A 21,284-nucleotide genomic window follows, 5' to 3' on the forward strand; every position below is an offset into this window, starting at 1 on the left:
CTTCCTCCTCCTACGCTTTCTTTCTGCTTGCCGCAACTTCTTTGCGCATTTCTTTAAATGCCTGGGTAAGAGGTCTTCTGGCCGGGCAAATATATGCACAGCAGCCGCATTCGCAGCATTCCATGCCGTTTAATTTTACAAACCGTTCCAGGTCAGACCGTTCCGCCGCATCCATGATCATCTGCGGAACAATATTGCCCGGACATACCTTAACGCATCTTCCGCATCGGATGCAGGCACTAGGTGCATTAACTGCCACCTCGTCTTTTGTCAGACAGGTAAGGGCAGAGGAAGTCTTTGTGACAGGAATATTAAAATTAAACAAAGCCTGCCCCATCATAGGACCTCCGGAAATCACCTTTTCCGGTTCCGTCTTAAAGCCGCCGGAAGCTTCTATCAGCTCGGTGTAGCTGGTTCCGGTCCGGACATTATAGTTCTGTGGATTTGCTATGGCATCACCGGTCACCGTAATGATACGGCGGATCAAAGGAATGCCCTTTGCAACCGCATTATAAATTGAAATCACCGTATCCACATTATCTACCATACAGCCTGCATCTGCCGGAAGCATGGTGGAATTAATCTTTCTTCCTGTTACGGCATAGATCAAAGTACGCTCGCCGCCCTGGGGATATTTAGTCTGTAAAGGACAGACAGTGATTCTCGGTTCATCCTTTACAAGCTCTGTCATGAGCTTGATCGCTTCCGGTTTGTTGCTCTCAATGCCGATCACGCCCTTTGCATTGTCAAACAGCTGAAGGATTATGTTTAGCCCTTTTATGATGCTCTCCGGCTCTTCCAACATCATCCGGTAATCAGAAGTTAAGTACGGCTCGCATTCCGCACCGTTGACAATGATTGTATCGATCTTTGATTCATCCTTTGGCGTCAGCTTCACATGAGTTGGAAATCCGGCGCCGCCAAGACCTACAACTCCTGCTTCTTTTACAAGATTCCTGATCTCTTCCTTTGATAAGGTCTTTGGATCACGCTCTTTGCCATATCCTTCCACCGTCTGATACTTTCCGTCGTTTTCAATGATAACGGACGGAACCATAGAGCCGTTTGCAACCATTCTTGGTTCAATGGTTTTTACCGTTCCTGAAACAGAGCTGATCACGCATGCAGAAATAAAGCCACCCGGCTCCCCGATTTTCTGTCCAACCAGCACCTGATCACCAGCCGCTACCAAAGGTTTCGCCGGCGCACCGATATGCTGGGATAAGGGGAACACCATCTCGCCTTTTGGCTGCAGCACTTGTACAGGTTTATTTTCCGACAATTCTTTTCCTTCATAAGGATGAATGCCGCCTTTAAATGTAGCCAGACCCATTTAACTAACCCTCTTTCTCTACAATTCTTTATCTCTCCTAGCAAAATTTCAGCATTTTGCCACCTGAAACAGTATAACATAATTTAGTAACCGAAACAATGCATAAATACATATTGTATACTGTGTTTTATATACAATTCTCCTTACTTATCACGAATGAAACAGGGTCTCAGACCCCATTTTTATGTTAAATAAATAACAATTTTAACAGAAAAATTTCTGGTATGTTTTCATAAAAATACATTTATTTCGACTATCTTTTTGTAATTCCTGATAAACAGCCTTTTTTTGACAGTGTTTTCAATTTTATACACGATAGTTCGTTAAAATTTTGCTAAATATTTATAATATGGATAGGCTCTTCTACTTTTTCTATGAAGTATTATTATGGTTCTCTCGCCTTATTTATTAGAAATTTTAATAAATAAAGAGGAGCATTGTGATAACGAAATCACGAATGTCTCCGTGACTGCCGTTTCTTCCAATGCTCCCCTTAGGATATGCAGTCCGGGGGCTTTGTCTAATCCAGTTCCACTGCCCCGGTATAAAGCTGATAATATCTGCCTTTTTGTTTCAGTAAATCCTCGTGATCTCCTCGCTCAATGATCTCACCGTTTTCCAAGACCATAATGGCATTGGCATTGCGTACCGTAGAAAGGCGGTGGGCAATCACAAACGTAGTCCGGTTCGCCATGAGACGGTCCATCCCCCGTTCAATATGCTTTTCCGTTCTGGTATCCACGGAGCTGGTCGCTTCATCAAGAATCAGAACCGGTGCCTTTGAAATCGCAGCCCTTGCAATGTTTAAAAGCTGTCTCTGCCCCTGGCTTAAGTTGGCCCCATCACCTTCTAAAAGCGTATCAAAGCCAGCAGGCAGTCTCATGATAAAGGAATAAGCGGAGGCCGTCTTTGCCGCCTGGATCACCTCTTCATCCGTTGCCTCAAGCCTTCCGTAACGGATGTTTTCCATAACGGTTCCTGTAAACAAATGGGTATCCTGAAGGACCATAGCAATATTATGGCGCAGGTTTTCCCGTTTGATGTGACGGATATCCACTCCGTCGATGGTAATTTCACCGCTCTGAATATCGTAGAAACGGTTCAGAAGATTTGTGATCGTGGTTTTTCCTGCTCCGGTAGAACCCACAAAGGCGATCTTCTGCCCGGGTTTTGCATAAAGGCTTAAATCCTTTAAAATCACTTTGCCTGGGTCATAGCCAAAGGTCACATGGTTTAATTCCACATATCCGTTCATCGGATCAAGCTCAGCCGCATCTTCGTCATCTGCAGGCTCCGGCTCCTCATCCATAACGGCAAATACTCGTTCTGCTCCTGCAAGAGCGGAGAATACATTGGTTACCTGCATGGACATCTCATTGATCGGACGGCCGAACTGCCTGGAAAAGCTTAAGAATACGGTCAGACCGCCCACATCAAAGCCTCGGAGCACACAGAGAAGTCCTCCGATGCATGCAGTCAGAATATAGTTCAACTGGCTTAAATTTCCCATGACCGGCATCATCACGCTGCCATAAAACTGTGCGTGGATCATGTTGTTCCTTAGATCATCATTGAGGATTTCGAATTCTTCTTCTGCAACGTCTTCATGACAGAACACCTTTACTACCTTCTGGCCGCTGATAATTTCTTCAATATATCCATTTACAGCACCAAGAGAGCTTTGCTGAGCGGAAAAAAACTTCTGGCTTCTTGACGCCACAAAGCCGCCCACCCTCATCATAACAGGAATCATGATTATGGTCACCAGAGTCAACCAGATATTTGTATATATCATAAGCACCAGGGTACCTATAATGCTTAAGACTCCGGTAAAAAGCTGGACCAGGGTGCTGCTTAGCATCTGACCGATGGTATCCACATCATTGCTGAACCGGCTCATCAGATCACCGGTGTTATTGGTGTCATAAAACCGTACCGGCAGGGTCTGAATTTTGCTGAATAAATCATCCCTGATCTTTTGGAGGGCATTTTGCGCAACCGTCAGCATAATTCTGGATTGAGCATAGTTAGCAATAACACCGATGAGAAAAACGGCAGCCATAGCCGCAAGACCTTTTGCAAGGCCTGACACACTTCCCAGCCCGCCTCCGGGAGGTGCGATATATTGATTTATAATGGGTCTTAGCATATAAGAACCGGCTAACGTCGCAAGCGTACCAATAATGACGCAGACAAACGCCGCTCCCATGTAAAACTTATATTCATTTAAATAAGACATAAGGCGCCGGATGGTTTCTTTGGCGTTTTTCGGGAGGCGGCCCTTGATCTGCCGGCCGCCTCCATTCCCACCCATGGGTCCATGACTTTTGACTGGCTGGGAAGACCGGCTATAACGCCTTTTTAAGCTGTTTATTTTCTTTTGCTCATCCATTATGCACCTTCCTCCTTATCCAAATCTCTCTGGGAATAGTAAATTTCCTGATAAGCCTCGCAGGACTTTAGCAGCTGTTCATGGGATCCCATACCTACGATCTGTCCGTCATCAAGCACGATGATCTTATCCGAGCTTTCCACGGATCCGATCCGCTGGGCAATGATGAATTTGGTAGTGTCTTTCAGGGTCGTCTGGAAGCACTGGCGGATACGGGCTTCGGTTGCTGTGTCCACAGCAGAGGTGCTGTCATCCAGAATCAGTATTTTCGGCTTCTTTAAAAGAGCCCTGGCAATGCAAAGTCTTTGTTTCTGGCCTCCAGATACATTGGAACCTCCCTGGCCCAGATCCGTGCTATATCCATCCTTAAAATTAGTAACAAAGCCATCAGCCTGAGCACTTTCCGCCATTAGGATGATTTCTTCCATGGAGGCATTCTCATCACCCCAGCGGAGATTTTCTTCAATGGTTCCTGAAAAAAGGACATTTTTCTGTAAAACCATTCCGACACCTTCCCGAAGGTTCCTGATGGAATAATCCCTTACATCAATGCCATCCACCAGAACTTGTCCTTCATCCGCATCGTAAAGGCGGGGGATCATCTGTACGAGTGATGTCTTTCCGCTTCCTGTAGAGCCAATGATTCCAATGGTTTCTCCAGGCTCTGCAGTAAAATTAATGTGTTTTAAAACCATTTCATCCATTCCCTTTACATACTGGAAGGAAACATCACGAAATTCCACCTTACCGCTTGTAACCTGGGCTGATAGTTCAGAAGCATGTTCATCTGTCAAATCGATCTCTGTATCCAGAACCTCTCTGACACGCCTTAAGGAAGCCATGGCCCTGGAAGCCTGCAAAAACACCATGGATAACAGCATCAGGGACATGAGGATCTGTACGATGTAGGTGGTAAACGCCGTTAAATCACCTACGGGCATCTTACCTGCTATAATGAGATTGCCCCCATACCAGACCACAGCAAGGGTCGTGACGTTCATGGCAAGCATCATCACCGGCATACTGGTTATAACAATCTTCATGGCATCAAGGCTGCCTTCCTTTAAATCCCGGTTAGTGGCCTGAAATTTCTTTTCCTCAAAATCTTCCCTGACAAAGGACTTAATGACACGCACATTGGTCAAGGCTTCCTGCACACCGGAGTTTAAGCGGTCGATCTTCTTTTGCATTACCTCAAAGCGCGGAAATGCCGCCTTTAAAATCAAAAAGATACCAAAGACCAGCAAAGGAATCACCACCAGAAGTATTACCATCAGCTGGCGGTTCATGAGATAGGCCATAATAAGGCCGCCGATCAGCAGGCCCGGGGCCCTAAAAAGCAGACGCAGGCTCATCATGACCACATTTTGAATCTGCTGGATATCATTGGTCAACCTGGTAACCAATGACCCTGTGCTGAAATCATCAATATTCTTAAAGGAAAACTGCTGGACTTTATGAAACACATCCTTTCTCAGGTCTGTGCTGAAGCAAATAGATGCTTTGGAGGAAAAATAGGATGCTCCGATACCTCCCGCCGCCATGACAACGGCGATGGCAACCATTCTGCCTCCCATTTTTAAAATGTATTCTACATCTCTTTCGGCAATTCCGTTGTTAATGATCAGGGACGTCAGCCTGGGAAGCATGATCTCACCAAACACTTCCGTTAACATTAAGAGGGGCGCCAGTATAAAAGCTCCCAGATAAGGCCTGATATATTTCCAATATCGTTTCAAGTTATTAATCCTCTCTTTCTGTCGTATCCTTTTCTAAAGGGAGATGAGATAAATTATTATATACACGATCCAGGTATTGCCCTATAGCAGCCATTTCATCCGCTGAAAAATCACGAAACATCCGTTCTTCTACATTATGAAAAAATTCCCGGCTATGCTTTACCGTGTGTTTTCCCTTCTCCGTCAGACAAAGCTTATTCATCCGGTTATCCTCCTGATCCACCACCCTGGTGATGTACCCACCTTTTTCCAGCTTCTTTACCGATACCGCTATGGTGGCAGTGGATACATAAAGGCGTTCTGCAATCTCCTTCTGGGATACATTGGAATGGTCAGCCAGCATCATAAGAATCTGATGCTGGCTGCGGTATACCCCTGTCTCCTTCAGGCGTTCATCCAGAATATACCGGTGCAGCTTCATAATCCTCATATATCTTACCATCACGCCGTGGGCCGGTGAAAAATCTCCCTTAAGTCCCTTATCCCGGAATGGGCACATTGGTTTCATTTGCAAATATTCCCCTTTCTGTTAGCTTCCTAATAATTAGCTAATTAACTATGTAGTAGTATATCACCATTTTTTCCGGTTTGCAACCCGGAAAATTTTGAAAATTTTATGAATTTTCTTAATAGCATAACCTATTATTAAACTTCCATTCCATGTCCAAAAAACTTTTATATCCACTCTGCCTGTAAGATTTTACACCCGTTCTATTCCCCTGGGTATCTCCATGGCATTGGACAGCTGAATCATCTGATCCCTCAGCTCTAAGTACTCCTTGCTGCTCATGTCCTTGATCGGCCTTTGCCTTTCGTATAATTTATGCATTTCCCCATTTTTTATAGAAAAGCTTTCCGGTGTATGATACTGTATTTCAAAAATCTGGCCATTAGGCGAATATAAGGTGGTGTTGATCCCCTTATAAGGACTCTGCCTGTCAAGCCAGTAATTTTTAATTTCAACCGTATGAAAGCCAGCTTCCCAATAAAGCTCCATGGCTATTAAAACCTTCTCCGCAAGCTCTTCTGCAGGAGCTGTATAGGTATATCTCAATATGTCCTTAACCTCGTATCTCTGGCAGCCAGGGTCGTATTTCCTTTGAAGCTTTTCCAAATAAGAATCCCTGGATTTTATGCGGTTTTCTACACCTGCCATATCCATTCCAGTCCGCCCTGCCATTGCTCTGACCTGTCTTGTAATTTTAGGTTCACACACCGCAGCCCTGATGTAACAGGACATTCCTTTTATCTGAGGTCTGATAACCCCATGATCATACTGCTTTTCAACGGCCAGTCGGTTCCGCCACATTTTCTCCCCACGCATTGTACCAAATTTCCTTTGACATTTTTATCATATCTTTCAGTATATGCACCATTCCCGGAAATTGTGTCTGTAACATTACCTGACCGATGAAGATAATCCTGCAGGCGGATATTTATGTAAAAGCGGAGGCCTCAATTTATAAGCAGGCCCCCGCTTCTATTATCTCTATTCGAAAAAATCTTCTTGAAAATCACGGCCAAAATTGCGGTCACGATCACAGTCACGATCGCGGTCACGATCACGGTCACGATCACGCCGGCAGCAGTGGCACCGTGGATCATTACAGCCTGCTCTGAAACCAGCACAGAATGCTCTTCTTCTTTCTTCTTCACATTCGTCACGCTCGCGTTCATCTTCACAATCGCGATCGCGGAAATTACGACATCTGCAGCATCTGCAGCATCCACAGCCGAATCTGCAGTTATTTCTGCATCCTCCGAAAAAGCAGCACATATATAACACCTCTCTTTTTTTAATTGTACTATATTATATGGGACACATAGACAAGGTGTGAAATCTGCCGTTTTCAAGGTATTCTGGACCAAAAAACACTGACTTAACTCTTTTCCCGCGCATTGTAAATATTACGGAAGATAGAACATTACCCACAACAGGGGTAATTCCCAAACATTCAGCCTCCTTTACCGCTTCTGTCAAAATTCAGCTTTGAAGCTTCGGACTACAATTGAAAGAGGGTTTTTATTTTCTGAGCAACAATGTCAGGTGAAATATGTGTATTATCAATCTTAATATAATTATCAAATGGTATTTCCCCGTCATTACTTACTAAACGGTATTTTCCATCAGCATCTATCAATCTTTGATTAGAAATACCAATATCCCGTTTCGATGCCTTGTTGTGCAATCTGTTTTCGGTCGTATTTCTTTCCAAACGTACTTCTCTTGAAGCGACTAGTTCAACATAGTAAAATTCAGTTTTGAATGGCCTGAATATATCCTTGACATGTTCAATATAATCCCAATCGGACTTCTGGTCAAACGTCCACATATAAGTAAAAATAAGTCCATAATTATTAGATGCTGCAAATTCTTCAAAAACCACATCTCTTAAACGAGAAGTTATTCTTCCATTGTAAGAACCAAAAATCTCAATTACAGGCTCAATTGTCATATGATTATGGAACAAACGTAAGTCTGAGATTTTCATCAATTCCTGTCCAACTGTCATTTTTCCAACAGATGCATTTCCAATAATAAATACAACTTTCATAAGATCACTACCCCCATAATATAAGCAACTTTATAAATAGAATACCATCCTGTTTACCAACTATCAATCCACCAAATTAGCGCTTTGGGGTTAACAAGTGCCAAATGCCGACAGTGAAGCTATTATACCTTGATGCCTTCAAGGATACAAACAACTACATTTTTAATAAAATCAGAGTCTATTTCATCACCCGTTACCAGCATTCGGTAAAATAGCGGGGTGAAAATAAAATCAATGCTCAGTTCTATATCCATCTCTTTTTTTAGTTCTCCTCTGTCCAGTCCACGCTGTAAAATTTCCCGTGCAGCCAGACGACGCGGCGCGAAATACCGTGTCCGATAGGCATTGGCCACATCTTGATCAAATTGTCCCTGTGCAATGAGTTCAGTGATTACACGCCCCTCTGTTTCCAAAAAATCGCTTAAATTGCCAAGCTGGGCGGAGCAGGCCTTATTATTCAGGAAGGTACCTGCGTTGAACGGACCGGCCGGCTTACAGACTCCCAGCTTGGAATTTGGGAAGATGGACACATTGAGGGGCTTAAAAGAATTACCGATGCGGTTCATCAGTATCACACTCCTATTTTTGTACAGCTCCATCACGCGGGGGTCTTTGGTTTCATGGAGGATACTGTTTGTCCAAGCGATATCACCTGTACCGTCAAGGGTAAGGAAAAACAGGCCCGTGCGTTGACCATTGAAGAATTGCACCATATTCAGCACTCTTTTGTTTCTGCGGCAGAGCGTGCAGTAAAGGCCAGATACGACGGGGTGGAAATTCATGCTTGTCATAACTACTTAATTTCTCAGTTTTATAATACTCTCGTCAACAGGCGAACCGATGTCTACGGCAAACAACCCTCCCTGTTTGCACTTGAGGTCATTCGCGAAATTCGTCGTCGGGTACCGGAATCATTTGTGATCGGGGTACGTCTTGGGGCATTTGAGCCTACACTTGCAGACAGCATTGCTCAAGCAGTAGAACTCGAAGAAAACGGTGTTGATTTTCTGGATATTTCCTATGGGTTTGAGCAGAGATCCTATCCTGAAAAGCCTGAAAATTATCCCTTTAGTGACCGCATTTACGCAGCACAGGAAATCAGAAAAAGAGTTTCCATTCCTGTTTTCGCCGTCGGAGGAATCGCATCCGGGGAACAGGCTGAGGAAATTCTGCAAAAAACCGGTGTAGATATGGTCGATATCGGGAGAGGAACTCTGGTAAATCCGAACTGGGCCAACGATGCTAAGTCAGGGCGGGATGTAGGTACCTGCTTATACTGCAAAACCTGTATGTGGCGGGTTCATGCCGATAAATGCCCCGGAAGAAAACTCTTTTTGCATAAAACAACATACTGATAAAATTGCTGTAGTTTTTATCATTTTCCCAAATGTAGGTTGACTTTAAGAACTCTGCTGTTGTTTCTCCAGGTCCATAAATAGGTGCCTGTATGGACGAATTGCAATGATCTTATAATCCGGATCCGATTCTCCGGGAACATCAAGGCAGATGCCGACCCTCTTTTCAAGTCATTTTATATACTCAGTATCCATTGTTCATATCTCCTTATTAATACTAATTTTCCGAATATTCCTAATATTTATGGGAATTATAATTGTGACCCATCTCGTGTATAAGCCTGAGTAACCTGCCTTTTCGTTACTTGGGCTTTTCTCCCCACAAGTTTAATCTCCTATGTAGATCTGCCGAATTTGATAAGTTATCAATCAGATCCGGCGGATTACTTGGAATACTAAAACTTCACCTTTATAACCAATCATCGTTACCGCATACATCACTTTTAGAGTCAAATACTGGCCTCGATATGGTAAATCCTAGTGTCATGAATACTGCCATAGCAACAACATACAGTACAGAAACTTTAACCAATGTTGTTGCTGTTTTTATAATTTTTATAACCATCCTATCTTCCTTTCTTAAGCTACTGAATATCCTCTATTAATATTTACACTTAGCATACCCAGCGAAAGTAAATGTAATCCATTTGTACAGCAGTTATCTTGGTTCTCACTGTCAGGCCGGAAGGTTATATAAAGCTTGTTCACACTTTTTATGTAAAATACATATATTAATACTGAACAGATTATCAAACGTAGGGAAAACTTTTTAGCACTCCAATAAAGGAAAGAACACCTCATTTTTACTTCTTCTCCCTAATTCCTGATATGAAGTTCTGTAGTACTTATCCATCATGATTGTATTGTGTACTCCAGGGGTGAAGATCATAGGTTTTCGCCCCTATTTTTCTGTATATCTTCTGATTCCATTTTGCAGACCTCTTTTACATTTTTTAGCGGCAGTTGACCTGCTGTGTTCCGTTATTTATCTGCTTTCCGTCATAGGTGTAGATGTTGTCTATATTTACACCGTCGACAGAGACCTAAGAGGGCCTAATGAATAAACGAGGAATATGGACACGAGTCAAAAAAGTTTTGGTTTCGGTATTTGCATCATAAATCACAAATCCGCCCATATTTTCGGCAATCTCCCGCACGATATCCAGTCCAAATCCATGGCTATATTTGTCTGATTTAGTTGTTATAAACTTTCCGTTTTGTACAATAGTCTGGCCATCATATGAATTGATTACTTCCAGAGTAACCCATTGCTGCTCGCTCACACTGTCAATTTCAATGAAACGTTCCGGCACGGGGAGCTTTTCGCAAGCTTCCACAGCATTGTTTGCGATATTGGAAAAAATGCGAATCGCATCTAAGAGAGTCAGCCCTGTATTCCTTGGAACAAAAACATGAAAGGAGAAGCGAATTTCTTTTTCCTCACATATATTGGCCAAGTCATGGAGTATCGCATCTAGAGTAACGTTATCAGAATACTTTTTATGAATCTTAACCTTCTTTTGCATATCATCGTAGATCTCGTTAAGAAGCTGAAGGGCTTTCTCGTTGTCATATGCCCGAATCAATGATTCAAGCGAGCTCATCATGAATTTATAGTCGTGCCTGAACGCCCGGAAACTTTGCGTATATTTCTGATATGATTTATAATGCTGCAGTTGCCGGTCGTATTGATCCTCCAGTTCTTTTGCTCTCCACTGATATTCCAAAAGCTCGGTACTCCGTATGGATTGATGGATTGCGTAGATAAGCATAAAAAGAGTCAATGTACAGGCTCCCAATGCGATTCCCATGTACCAGTCGACGTTCGGGGATAAATAACGCCCCGCATTAATAACAACTAAATTGATTACAGCCGCCAGCTCATACACAATAATCAGCTTAAGCTGACTGTCGTTATTCAGAAATTGCTTAAGCTTGTCATCTGGTAGGATCGCTCTGCGAAGTACACCGAGGAACAGAAGTGAAGCAGGAAGCGCAAAAAGAGTAACGATATAATAAGCATTGGCATTGTATAAAAAATCACACCCTCTGTAGAAGAATGCGCTGATTACAGCAAAGATTCCACGAAAGCAATATGCTGTTATAGTACAGGTGCAGCCACCATAAACTGCCTGTCTCCATTTCATTCCGACTGAAAAACGAAGTCCTACAATCATGATTGCCATGACCGCAGGGAAATTGAGAAAAAGCAGATCCAAGGTATTTAAACACACATAGGATGCAACTACAAGAATCAATGTCAACAAAATTTGTGGGATCCTAAGTCCCTTTACAGGAAAAAGAGATTGGTAGTAAATGATAAACACCAAATAATACAGCAAAACCATTGCCATGGCAAAAAAATAAATCATTTTTCTCCCTCCTTCTCTTTAACATTTCGTGAACCATAAATATGAAAGCGCGCAATATAATCCGAAAAAGTCCTTTTAAAGTTTTGCATATAAGTCACGCCCACCGGGACATCCTCACCGGTTCTTAAAAGTAGGCTCTGATGCCGAAACATGGCGATATAGGGTAAGTGAACAAGGAAAGACCGGTGTGACCGCACAAAGTCTTTTCTACGAAGCCTTTCTTCCAATTGCTCCATCGAGCCATAGAATTTTGCTGTTTTTCCATCACAGTAATGCACAGTAACAAGTCTTTGCCAAATTTCAAAATAAGATATTTGACGTATCGGAATCACGCCGGTCTCGCCATCAAATTCAAAAGTAAACAGTTCTTCCTCCCTCATAGAAGCTAATTTTACAGCTTTAAGAAAAACAAGTTCAAATTTGTCAATATTGGTATCATCTTTAATGAGATACTGCACTGCATTTACATCAAATGCATCATAAACATAATCTTCGCTGCTGGTTAAAAATACGATCTGGGCTTCACAACCTCTGTCCCGAAGCTTGAGAGCTGTTTCCATTCCATCTGTTTTGTCCATCAGAATATCCATGTAGATAATATCGATCTGTTCAGGTGTATCGGCATAGCGAAATAGCAAAGACTCTCCACTGTCAAAACAGGAAATCACAATCTCAATTTTATTTTTTTTAGCAATCTGAGAAATAAACTCCGCATATTTCTTATTGGAATGCGGATTATCGTCACACAGCGCAATCTTTAGCATATGTTTACCAACGCCTCCTTCTATGACATAATTTCTTACCAAAAAAAGGAGTTCTGGATAAATAAGTGATTACACTTAAATATGCCAAAACCCACTCGTACCTATATTCAACCCGGCTTCCAATTATCAATATCAAAAAATGAATAGTATATTTCATGATATAATGGGAACCAGTATTTGTCCTTTATAATGTACGCAATTGACACTTTTATGTACCGAATTAAAATATCGCCTCTATAGTATTTATTATTAGGCTCAATTGCAATCCGAGCATCCCGTTTTGTAATTGATAATGTCAAAAAATATGAAAGGGGTGTTACATAACTGTTAAAATTTCATTCATTCTTCAAACTATGATTGATACATCGAAATTGAAGAGTGAACAATTACCTAAATTAATTGCTCAGGTAAAGGAACACTATAAATTAAAACTCGGTGTAGATGTAGATGATAAAACCGCGACTAAATACGCAGTAAATGCCACTAAAAACCATTCTGATAAAACTAATGATTATTCTTCCTGCCTGCCCTTGAATTATACGGTAAAGAATAGCCGAAAATTTATCAATAGTTGAAGTATCTTCGAAATAATACATAGACAACGTTTTCATTGAATGATAAAATAATGACAAATTAACGTATTTTGCGAGTTACATACAGCAGCACAAAAAAAGTGAAATTTTAGGAAATAGGAGAGATATCTTATATTTGAGCCAGTTTATTTACTACAATGATATTGATCAATACTTGAAACAATATTAACTGAAAATATTAAACGTACGTTTTAGATATTTCTCTGACATTTTTAAGTTCTTTTACAAATTATCATCCGATCCGGCACATCCCATGGATAAAATGTTAAAAAATAGGGTTGTTACCAAGCTAACGCAAGTTAGTTAGTAACATGCCCTTTGAATCTACTTCTTAATACTTCCATGGCCGACTGGACACACTTTTTAAAGTTCAAATAAGTGTTAATCAAAATAGGTGAAGGTGCTTTATGAATATTATTACAACAAATTCCTATTTAAACGTACTAAAAAACTAATTATTTTAAGTAATGGCGGGCCCGGAATGCCGGATACCCGCAGCAATTTGTTATTGAAAGTATCCTGTACTTGTAATATTTTAACAGTATGTATAATATAATAAAAAAAGGCAATCGCCACAGGGTGGTTGGCTATTTAGAAAAGCAAAACCTTCCCAACCGGCCAAAGTACAGGGAAGGTTTTTGTATTTAGCGACACATCTTTAAGACGAATGTCAGCAGTGCCAGAAAGAACGTGCCAAAAGACATTAAGTCTCTAAAGTCAAAATACTTCATGAGCAACACCTCCATTCTATGTAGAATCGAGGCCTACCATCCTATATGCGATTGCCAGCAGTTTGTACCTGCCAGTATAATTATATGTTCCAACATAAGCATATACTATTAATAATATCTTAAAAATTCCTTTGGTACCCTATTCTACCAATCCTGGCCACTGCAGCACCCCGTCCTGATCCGGCGTAAGCGTCACCGGCTCCACAATCATTTTGCTCTCGCTATCCAGGCAGTAAACCTTTCCGGATTCAGCGATCAAAGTGCCTTTGTGCATAACACCATCTGTATTGAGGTAATACCAGCCACCCTTATACTGATACCACTTATCTGTGATCATGATTCCTGCACCATTAAACCAGTACTACAAATTCTTTTCTATATCATGGTACCAATTATTCCGGATACATTCTCCGGTATCTCCCAATCCAGCCTATATTGACCGCGTTTGCCAGAAGGCCGGTTGTCAGCTTTCCTTTTCCACCATCGTATAACCAAAACAACATTTTAAACATGCTTATACTTCCTCTAAATTGCTCAGAAGCAATGTACCCAAGCTTTCTTTCATGGCTGCATTATCTATCTTAATCTCTGCGTTCTCCACCTCCAGGGCGGCTACTCTCTCTGTTAAATCAGGAGTGCGGAATGCTGCGTTCATTACATCTGCTTTAATGGCTGTTATTCCGTTCTCTGCCGTGCCGATTACTTAATCTGATTGTTTTGTAAGCCGCTCAGCATAAACCAGATCTGACCGCTTCCAGTCAGCTTCTACGGATAACCCGATCTGTGTAATACTCAAATTGGCTTGTGCTTTCTCAATGATATATAGATATTAAAAAGAGACGGATTGGCCGCCTCTGAAATCATATATTAATTATAATCTTTTCTAATAAACACCTCAACTCTGCTAGCGTTAATAACTTCATCAGATAGTCTCGACCGTCTTAAACAACCATAAAATTCATCTCTTCCTTTTGTATTAGCTAAAAACATTGAATTATTAATGGCATTTATACACGATTGATTCATTACGTTGCATGAAGTGATTGCTGAATTTATAATTCCGCTTACAGCATAAATTGTATCATCGACACACCGCCTAAAAATAGCCATATCATTTTCAGCTACATCAGGATAACTAAAACCAATGACTATACTATATTCTACATACCTGGTACTAATACAGGGATACTCAAATTCTACACATTCCTCAAAATAACAGGATTTTCTTTTGCATTTAGTTATATACGTCTCTACGGTTTCATATACATGTATCTTTGTTTCAAAGTATGCCATGTTACTCCCTTTATACAACCTTTTAATATAACATATACAAATACATAGGAAACGTGAGTTTTTTCGAGGAAAACACACCCATCACAGCATAACCATGACAGGTGTTTCAAAAAAAGGAGGCTCTGTATGAACAATTAACTTTGAATAAATATGTCGTAAGTGTATACCATCATACCAATATGATATAAAGCATCGACCTGTCCCGTGATAATCTTTGATATTTTTTTATTAAATGATTAAGTATCCTAAAGCATATGCAGGACGCTCATTGTTAAAATACTGAACATATTTGTCTAAAAATACAGGAAAATTTACTTTGTCTGCTTTGGTATAATCGCAGCGTATTTCAGCTTTTATCCAGCCATTTATTGATTCATGGATTATCTGTTGGAGTTCCCACTTGCGACATTGATAATAAGGAGTTTTATCCCCTTCACGTGTTGAGAAATGATGTGAAATAATTTTATTACTGTATGTATCCAATATATAAGTCCATTCATATAAGATATTATTCTGCCTTATCCTGGTCATATATGATGCAACTAATTCTAAAGGTTTCCCTGCATTCCAATCCCCAGCTACAACATTTGTGAAAATGGTATTTTCCTTACCTTTATTCCCTTTTTTATAATGTTTAGATTTTATTTCACTTAGCAGGTGGTTTTTTTGTTCCCCAAAGTACCGTTTTTCGGATCACGAAAAATTCCACAATGGAAAACAGGCCCTTGGCCTAACAATAAAAAAGCCGTAAACCCTTTATTTAAAGGCGTTTAACGGCTTTTTACATTGAGTGGAGCAGACGGGAGTTGAACCCGTGTCCAAAAACCAATTCCCTGTTCTTCTACTATCATAGTTAGTTTATTGACATTCCCTCCACCGCCCGGGAACTAACACCCTGACAGCTTCAGTAGCTTCATAATACGACCGCATGCTCAAAGCTTTGCATACGTCGTTTCTCACATAGTCGATGCCGGGATCTTAAAGTGTGAGTGCCTTAAGGCCGACAAGCTGCATTAAGCAGCTAATGCTAATTCGTTATTGTTAGCGTTTATATTTAGGTTTGCCATTTAACGCATCGCATGCGGATAGCTTCACCAGCTGCATAGCCCCTGTCGAAACCAGTACTGCCCCTGACTGGTACTCTTCTGGAGAGCATTCTCATACTAACATGAAAAAAAACAATTGTCAAGACCTGTGCAATTCCTGCTGCTATTACCTTGTGGCAACACTGCCTGAAGATTCACCTTATTCCATTTTTTGGTTTTAGAATAAAAATCTGGTTTAACCAGCAGGAAAAGCACATGCCTGCTGCAGCCTATTTCGCCTGCAAAGCAGCCATTGTAAAGTAATTATACGGCTGATTAAAATGAGGCAGGAAGAAAATGTCCGTCAGCTTTAACCGGTCAATCGTTACCTGCTCCTGGATCGCAAGAGAGAACATGTGTATTGCCATGGAAATATCATATTCCGAACATAATTGTGCCCCCAGAACGATGCGGGTCTTCTTATCGTATACGATCCTGATTTTCACCTTGTAATTGTCATGTTCAATAAAGGCCGGTTTTTGAGTATCCTCATAATCCACTGCCTCCGCGTCATACCCCAGCTTTTTGGCTTTTGCATAGGTGATTCCTGTAGAAACCATCTTCAGATTCCAGATGCAGATTCCATTGGATCCCTGAACGCCAATGGATTCCAGGGGTGTTCCGCAGACATTATGAGCTGCCACGATTCCGGAACGCACAGCATTGGTTGCCAGAGCGATGTAGTTTGTCTTTTGGATGGAGTTATCAAAAACAGTGGCGCAGTCGCCGATGGCATATACATCCGGCCGGCTGGTCTGCTGCCGTTTGTCAACCAGAAATGCCCCGTTGCAGAACAGTTCAAGATTCTCCTTGCCTAACTGGTTGTTAGGTTTGAAGCCGATTCCTAGTACTACCATATCGGCATGGTATTCATTTTTGTCAGTGACCACCTTTTCCACTTTGCCGTTACCTTCAAGCTTAGTCACGATTTCGTTATAAACCAGCTGAATGCCATGGCTTGATAAGTTTTCGGACATGATATCTGAAAATTCCTGATCGTAATAACTTGACAGACAGGTGTGCATATTGTCAATCAGGGTAACATTCTTTCCGACACGGCGGAATGCTTCCGCCAGCTCAACGCCGATATATCCGGCCCCTACAACCACAATATCCTTCAAGGAATTGTTATGCAGCTTGTCAATGACATCCTGTGCATTCTGGAATAACTTTACAAATTGAACGTTGTCCAGCTCTTTTCCCTCAATATCAGGTGAAATAGGAAGAGAACCGGTTGCAAGAATCAGTTTATCATATTCCTGCTGGTATCTCTGGCCATACTTTCCTTCAGCGAAAACAACCTTTTTATCATAATCAATGCGTTCCACTTTGGTTTCCATGTAGACCTTTGCACCCTTTTTCTCGAAGATATCTTTGCTGCAATAAAACAGGCCTTCAGAGGAATGAATCTGGTCCCCGATCCAAAGAGCCATACCACAGCCCAGAAAACTGATGTTATCATTGGAATCAAATATAATAACTTTACTGTCTTTATAATTATCTAAGATTGTATTGATTGCAGCCGTCCCTGCATGGTTTGCTCCAATAACTACAATACGTTCCATAAATAGCCTCCTTAAGAATTGTTTTTCTTCATTATAACACATCGTTAAAATAAAAACAATTATTATTATTGAAATCATGAACTTTTTTTAAGCGGCCGTTCATTTACTACAGATCATCCACCAAAGCGCTGCTCTTTGCATATGCCGTACTTTTCGCTTCAAAAAAATCCGTTTTGATCAGATTGGCATTGCTGTACTGGTTGACCCACAGCATGCTTTCCGGCTCCCTGTCATGGCCCTCATAAATCCGCTCCCAGCCAAGGCTTGCACAGCGTAAATTTCCCAGATACATAATATAGTCAGTAATCATTTCTTTTGTAAGTCCGGGAACTTCATCTCCAATGGCATAGCATCCCCAGGCGATCTCCTGCTCACAGCCTTCCCTGATCATGCTCCGGTAAACTTCTATCCGTTCCCTGGTAAACAGCTCCGGCTCTTCCTTCTCCAGTTCCAGAATGATATTGCGGAACAGCCATAAATGAGTGTTCTCATCTCTGTTGATGTAACGGATCTCCTGGGAAGAGCCGGTCATTTTATGATTCCGCCCAAGATTATAGAAAAACATGAATCCGCTGTAAAAATACACCCCTTCCAGAATAAAATTAGCCACAACCGCCTTCATAAAGGCAAATGCGCTCTTATCCTTTTGGAATTCATTATACAGGTCCCCGATAAAGGTATTGCGCGCAAGAAGATGAGGGTCACTCTTCCACTGATAGAGCACCTCATTCCGGGTCTGAGGCTCGCAGATGGTATCCAGCATATAGCTGTAACTCTGACTGTGCACCGCCTCCTGAAAGGTTTGAATGGAAAGACAAAGATTGATCTCATTGGCAGTCACATATTCTCCAAGGGCTGGCAGATTAGCGGTCTGGATGCTGTCCAAAAACACCAGGAAGGATAATATCTTATCATAAGCTCTCCGTTCCTGTGGACTTAATAAGGGATAATCCTTCCTGTCTCTGCTTAGATTAATTTCTTCAGGAATCCAGAAATTATTCATGGCCTGCCGGTACCAGTCGCTTACCCAGGTATATTTCATATTGTTAAAATCATTGAGGTTTGTGGTGTTACCGTTGATCATCCGCCGTTTTCTTACCTCAATTTCCCCATCCGGATGAAAAAGGGGTCTTTTTTTTAATTGGTCCATATCGTTTTCTCCGCACTCTCTTGTTTTATTATTATTTCCAACCGTTTTGTCAGCTGGAGCAGGCCTCGCATTCATCCACTTCCAGGCTTTTGGAACGGACGTAATAAATGGTTTTCACACCCTTTTCCCATGCCAGGATATATAGCTCCAATACCTGACGAAGGGTATGATCATTCGTTATATATAGGTTCATACTCTGTGCCTGGTCCACATGACGCTGGCGGACTCCCGCCGCCCTAATGGACCACCTCTGATCAATGTAATGGGCATTTTTATACTTCCAAAATGTTTCCGGCGTTAAGTCCGGGGCTACCCGGGGAACCAAACCGTTCTTTTTTTCTTCCAGATAATACCGGTTCATCACAGGGTCAAGTCCAGCCGTGGTACCGGCGATCATGCTGGTGCTGCTGGTAGGCGCTATGGCGATGAGCCAGCCATTCCTCATGCCGCGGGCCGCCACCTTTTCCCGAAGGCACTTCCACTTTTCAGAACAATATCCCCGTTTGTCAAAATATACACCTGTCTGCCATTCACTTCCTTCATACAGGCTATATCTTCCCTTTTCCCCAGCGAAATCACAGCTTGCTTCAATTGCCGCATAATTGATTGCCTCAAACACCTTGTCCGCAAATTCAAGATGCTCCTCTGACTCCCAGGAAATTCCGTTCTTTGCCAGCATGTGATGATATCCGCTTACTCCAAGTCCCACCGGACGGTAACGGAGGTTGGTTACTTTTGCATAGGGCACGGGGAAAAAATTCAAATCAATGACATTGTCCAAAGCACGGACTGCATTTCTTGTAAGCTCCGTCAGCTCTTTGGTATCCTTAAGATCAATATTCCCAAGGGAAAGGCTGGCCAGGTTGCACACAACAAAGTCTCCCGGCTTCGTTACAGTTACCACCACAGTCTCTCCGTCCACTGTCTGTATCTGCTGGTCCACCTGTTCCACCCCGCTCATATTCTGAGCTATCTCCGTACACAGATTGCTGCAGTAAATGATGCCGCTGTGGCTGTTTGGATTGGCTTCATTGACAATATCCCGGTTAAAGGTAAAGGGCGTTCCTGTTTCCACAGCGCTTTTTAAAACAAGACGGATGATATCTTTAATGGGAATGATCCGCTTGTGGATACGGCTGTCATTCACACAGTCCAGATATCGTTCCTCCCACTGGGCTCCATAGGAATCTTCCAATGCCCAGCCCTTTATCGTCAGAATCTCATGGGGGCACATCAGGTACCAGTCCCCATCTATGTTCTCCTTTGCCTGCTTCCAGAACAGGTTAGGATAGCAGACGGCCGGAAAAACATCATGAGCCTTCATACGGTCGTCACCGTTATTGGTCCTGAGAGTAAGGAACTCCGGAAGATCCTTGTGCCAGACATCTAAATAAACCGCCACAGCTCCCTGCCGTACCCCAAGCTGGTCCACCGCCACAGCCGTATCATTGGCCAGCTTGATCCACCGGATCACGCCTCCTGCCGCTCCCTTAAAGCCGCGGATCGCACTCCCTGCGGCGCGGACCTTTCCGAAATAAAGGCCCATGCCGCCTCCGAACTTACTGACCTTTGCAAAGCTGTCTATGCTTCGGTAAATGCCATCCAGACTGTCCGGTACGGTATCGATAAAGCAGGAGGATAGCTGATGGTAAGGCTTTCTGGCATTTGAAAGGGTGGGCGTCGCCATGGTGACCTTCAAAGTACTGAGCATATCATAAAACCGTTTTACCCAAGTATCCCGGTCATCCTTTTCCAGCATGGCAAGATGCATAGCAATCCCAAGAAACATTTCCTGGGGCGACTCTAAAGGCGCATTCTGCCGGCTGCGGATCACGTACCGGTTAAGCAGCAATTCCAGCCCGGAATAATTAAACAGATGATTTCTGCTCTGAACCATATAGCTTTCATACCGGTCAATTTCTTCCTTCTTGTAATTCTCCAGAATGTAATTCCCATAAAGCCCATCCTCTGTCAGAAAACATATTTTATCATAAAAGCTTTCAAGCTTTCTGCGTTCCAGCTCTTCCTTTAACCTGGTTTCATAACGCAGCATGGAGAGCCTGGCCCCTATATACTCCCAGTTCGGCGCCTCCTGGGTTGTCAGCTCCACAGCTGCCTGGATGAGCGCCTCAAACCGTTCTCCCAGGCTCATATTTTTCTTACAGAACCCTGTAAATTTTACTGAGAGGTGTTCCAAATCATATGGTGCAAAACCCCAATCCTTCTGGATTCCCTTTAAAACGCCTTCCAGCTCCGGCACCTCTTTAAAATATTCCAGAATTACCTTTTTTCCATCTGTCTTGTCCATTCATAATTCCTGCCATTCCATGTTTTATATTAGTATCAATAACTGTTAT

Annotated in this window: 18 protein-coding genes and 1 other RNA gene; 1 reads left to right on the top strand and 18 read right to left on the bottom strand. The window is 42.2% G+C overall.

Annotated elements, in window-relative coordinates:
• Positions 1–10 precede the first annotated feature (10 nt).
• The 8 genes from rsxC to H171_RS24585 all read right to left on the bottom strand — a co-directional run bounded on the left by rsxC (position 11) and on the right by H171_RS24585 (position 8,585).
• The gene (rsxC, locus tag H171_RS10270; RefSeq protein WP_100305054.1) at positions 11–1,333 is read right to left on the bottom strand and encodes an electron transport complex subunit RsxC; all 1,323 of its coding nucleotides are present in this window, start codon (positions 1,331–1,333) and stop codon (positions 11–13) included.
• Between the two features lie 520 nt (positions 1,334–1,853).
• Positions 1,854–3,725 (bottom strand): ABC transporter ATP-binding protein, encoded by a 1,872-nt coding sequence (locus H171_RS10275; protein WP_100305055.1) that lies wholly within the window; start codon positions 3,723–3,725, stop codon positions 1,854–1,856.
• Positions 3,725–5,464, bottom strand: coding sequence for an ABC transporter ATP-binding protein (locus H171_RS10280; protein WP_100305056.1), 1,740 nt, complete (start codon positions 5,462–5,464; stop codon positions 3,725–3,727). The genes H171_RS10275 and H171_RS10280 overlap by 1 nt, the downstream gene beginning before the upstream one ends.
• Before the next feature lie 4 nt (positions 5,465–5,468).
• Positions 5,469–5,972 carry a MarR family winged helix-turn-helix transcriptional regulator gene (locus H171_RS10285; RefSeq protein ID WP_100305057.1) on the bottom strand — a complete coding sequence of 168 codons (504 nt, stop codon included), beginning with the start codon at positions 5,970–5,972 and terminating at the stop codon, positions 5,469–5,471.
• A gap of 192 nt (positions 5,973–6,164) precedes the next feature.
• Entirely contained in the window at positions 6,165–6,788 is a 624-nt protein-coding gene (locus tag H171_RS10290; RefSeq protein ID WP_100305058.1) for a hypothetical protein, read from the bottom strand.
• Positions 6,789–6,919: 131 nt separating this feature from the next.
• Positions 6,920–7,129 carry a hypothetical protein gene (locus H171_RS24135; protein ID WP_157803141.1) on the bottom strand — a complete coding sequence of 70 codons (210 nt, stop codon included), beginning with the start codon at positions 7,127–7,129 and terminating at the stop codon, positions 6,920–6,922.
• Positions 7,130–7,467: 338 nt separating this feature from the next.
• Positions 7,468–8,019 (bottom strand): DEAD/DEAH box helicase family protein, encoded by a 552-nt coding sequence (locus H171_RS10300; protein ID WP_100305060.1) that lies wholly within the window; start codon positions 8,017–8,019, stop codon positions 7,468–7,470.
• Between the two features lie 122 nt (positions 8,020–8,141).
• Entirely contained in the window at positions 8,142–8,585 is a 444-nt protein-coding gene (locus H171_RS24585) for a TetR-like C-terminal domain-containing protein (RefSeq protein ID WP_242976932.1), read from the bottom strand.
• Between H171_RS24585 and H171_RS10310 the strand changes: the two genes are divergently transcribed.
• On the top strand, positions 8,475–9,374 hold the full coding sequence (locus H171_RS10310) for an oxidoreductase (RefSeq protein ID WP_242977085.1): 900 nt from the start codon (positions 8,475–8,477) through the stop codon (positions 9,372–9,374). The two genes, H171_RS24585 and H171_RS10310, sit on opposite strands and share 111 nt — an antisense overlap.
• Positions 9,375–9,783: 409 nt before the next feature.
• On the opposite strand, the gene H171_RS24140 is transcribed toward H171_RS10310, so the two are convergent.
• The 10 genes from H171_RS24140 to H171_RS10355 all read right to left on the bottom strand — a co-directional run bounded on the left by H171_RS24140 (position 9,784) and on the right by H171_RS10355 (position 21,235).
• Positions 9,784–9,939 carry a hypothetical protein gene (locus tag H171_RS24140; protein ID WP_157803142.1) on the bottom strand — a complete coding sequence of 52 codons (156 nt, stop codon included), beginning with the start codon at positions 9,937–9,939 and terminating at the stop codon, positions 9,784–9,786.
• 478 nt (positions 9,940–10,417) lie between these two features.
• Positions 10,418–11,746 (bottom strand): sensor histidine kinase, encoded by a 1,329-nt coding sequence (locus H171_RS10315; protein ID WP_100305062.1) that lies wholly within the window; start codon positions 11,744–11,746, stop codon positions 10,418–10,420.
• Positions 11,743–12,510: a LytR/AlgR family response regulator transcription factor gene (locus tag H171_RS10320; RefSeq protein WP_100305063.1), complete on the bottom strand. Its 768-nt coding sequence runs from the start codon at positions 12,508–12,510 to the stop codon at positions 11,743–11,745. The genes H171_RS10315 and H171_RS10320 overlap by 4 nt, the downstream gene beginning before the upstream one ends.
• 1,463 nt (positions 12,511–13,973) lie before the next feature.
• A complete protein-coding gene (locus H171_RS10325) occupies positions 13,974–14,171 on the bottom strand; it encodes a hypothetical protein (RefSeq protein ID WP_100305064.1) in 198 nt (65 codons plus the stop codon).
• Positions 14,172–14,348: 177 nt separating this feature from the next.
• Positions 14,349–14,489 (bottom strand): hypothetical protein, encoded by a 141-nt coding sequence (locus H171_RS24145; RefSeq protein ID WP_157803143.1) that lies wholly within the window; start codon positions 14,487–14,489, stop codon positions 14,349–14,351.
• A 212-nt stretch (positions 14,490–14,701) separates the two neighbouring features.
• Positions 14,702–15,127 (bottom strand): hypothetical protein, encoded by a 426-nt coding sequence (locus tag H171_RS10330; RefSeq protein ID WP_100305065.1) that lies wholly within the window; start codon positions 15,125–15,127, stop codon positions 14,702–14,704.
• A 788-nt stretch (positions 15,128–15,915) separates the two neighbouring features.
• Positions 15,916–16,258, bottom strand: a transfer-messenger RNA (tmRNA) gene (ssrA, locus tag H171_RS10340).
• A 184-nt stretch (positions 16,259–16,442) separates the two neighbouring features.
• Complete coding sequence (nox, locus tag H171_RS10345; protein ID WP_100305067.1) at positions 16,443–17,777, bottom strand: H2O-forming NADH oxidase; 1,335 nt, start codon at positions 17,775–17,777, stop codon at positions 16,443–16,445.
• Positions 17,778–17,883: 106 nt separating this feature from the next.
• Positions 17,884–18,927, bottom strand: coding sequence for a ribonucleotide-diphosphate reductase subunit beta (locus H171_RS10350; RefSeq protein ID WP_100307488.1), 1,044 nt, complete (start codon positions 18,925–18,927; stop codon positions 17,884–17,886).
• Positions 18,928–18,976: 49 nt separating this feature from the next.
• The gene (locus tag H171_RS10355; RefSeq protein ID WP_100305068.1) at positions 18,977–21,235 is read right to left on the bottom strand and encodes a ribonucleoside-diphosphate reductase subunit alpha; all 2,259 of its coding nucleotides are present in this window, start codon (positions 21,233–21,235) and stop codon (positions 18,977–18,979) included.
• Positions 21,236–21,284: the final 49 nt, after the last annotated feature.

The organism is [Clostridium] celerecrescens 18A (genome assembly GCF_002797975.1).
GTDB lineage: Bacteria > Bacillota > Clostridia > Lachnospirales > Lachnospiraceae > Lacrimispora > Lacrimispora celerecrescens.

Coding starts and splice junctions, on each gene's coding strand:
- rsxC (WP_100305054.1), bottom strand. CDS start 1,333: ATGGGTCTGGCTACATTTAAAGGCGGCATTCATCCTTATGAAGGAAAA.
- H171_RS10275 (WP_100305055.1), bottom strand. CDS start 3,725: ATGGATGAGCAAAAGAAAATAAACAGCTTAAAAAGGCGTTATAGCCGG.
- H171_RS10285 (WP_100305057.1), bottom strand. CDS start 5,972: ATGAAACCAATGTGCCCATTCCGGGATAAGGGACTTAAGGGAGATTTT.
- H171_RS10290 (WP_100305058.1), bottom strand. CDS start 6,788: ATGCGTGGGGAGAAAATGTGGCGGAACCGACTGGCCGTTGAAAAGCAG.
- H171_RS10300 (WP_100305060.1), bottom strand. CDS start 8,019: ATGAAAGTTGTATTTATTATTGGAAATGCATCTGTTGGAAAAATGACA.
- H171_RS24585 (WP_242976932.1), bottom strand. CDS start 8,585: ATGAACCGCATCGGTAATTCTTTTAAGCCCCTCAATGTGTCCATCTTC.
- H171_RS24140 (WP_157803142.1), bottom strand. CDS start 9,939: ATGGTTATAAAAATTATAAAAACAGCAACAACATTGGTTAAAGTTTCT.
- H171_RS10315 (WP_100305062.1), bottom strand. CDS start 11,746: ATGATTTATTTTTTTGCCATGGCAATGGTTTTGCTGTATTATTTGGTG.
- H171_RS10320 (WP_100305063.1), bottom strand. CDS start 12,510: ATGCTAAAGATTGCGCTGTGTGACGATAATCCGCATTCCAATAAGAAA.
- H171_RS10325 (WP_100305064.1), bottom strand. CDS start 14,171: ATGATCACAGATAAGTGGTATCAGTATAAGGGTGGCTGGTATTACCTC.
- H171_RS24145 (WP_157803143.1), bottom strand. CDS start 14,489: ATGAACGCAGCATTCCGCACTCCTGATTTAACAGAGAGAGTAGCCGCC.
- H171_RS10330 (WP_100305065.1), bottom strand. CDS start 15,127: ATGGCATACTTTGAAACAAAGATACATGTATATGAAACCGTAGAGACG.
- nox (WP_100305067.1), bottom strand. CDS start 17,777: ATGGAACGTATTGTAGTTATTGGAGCAAACCATGCAGGGACGGCTGCA.
- H171_RS10350 (WP_100307488.1), bottom strand. CDS start 18,927: ATGGACCAATTAAAAAAAAGACCCCTTTTTCATCCGGATGGGGAAATT.
- H171_RS10355 (WP_100305068.1), bottom strand. CDS start 21,235: ATGGACAAGACAGATGGAAAAAAGGTAATTCTGGAATATTTTAAAGAG.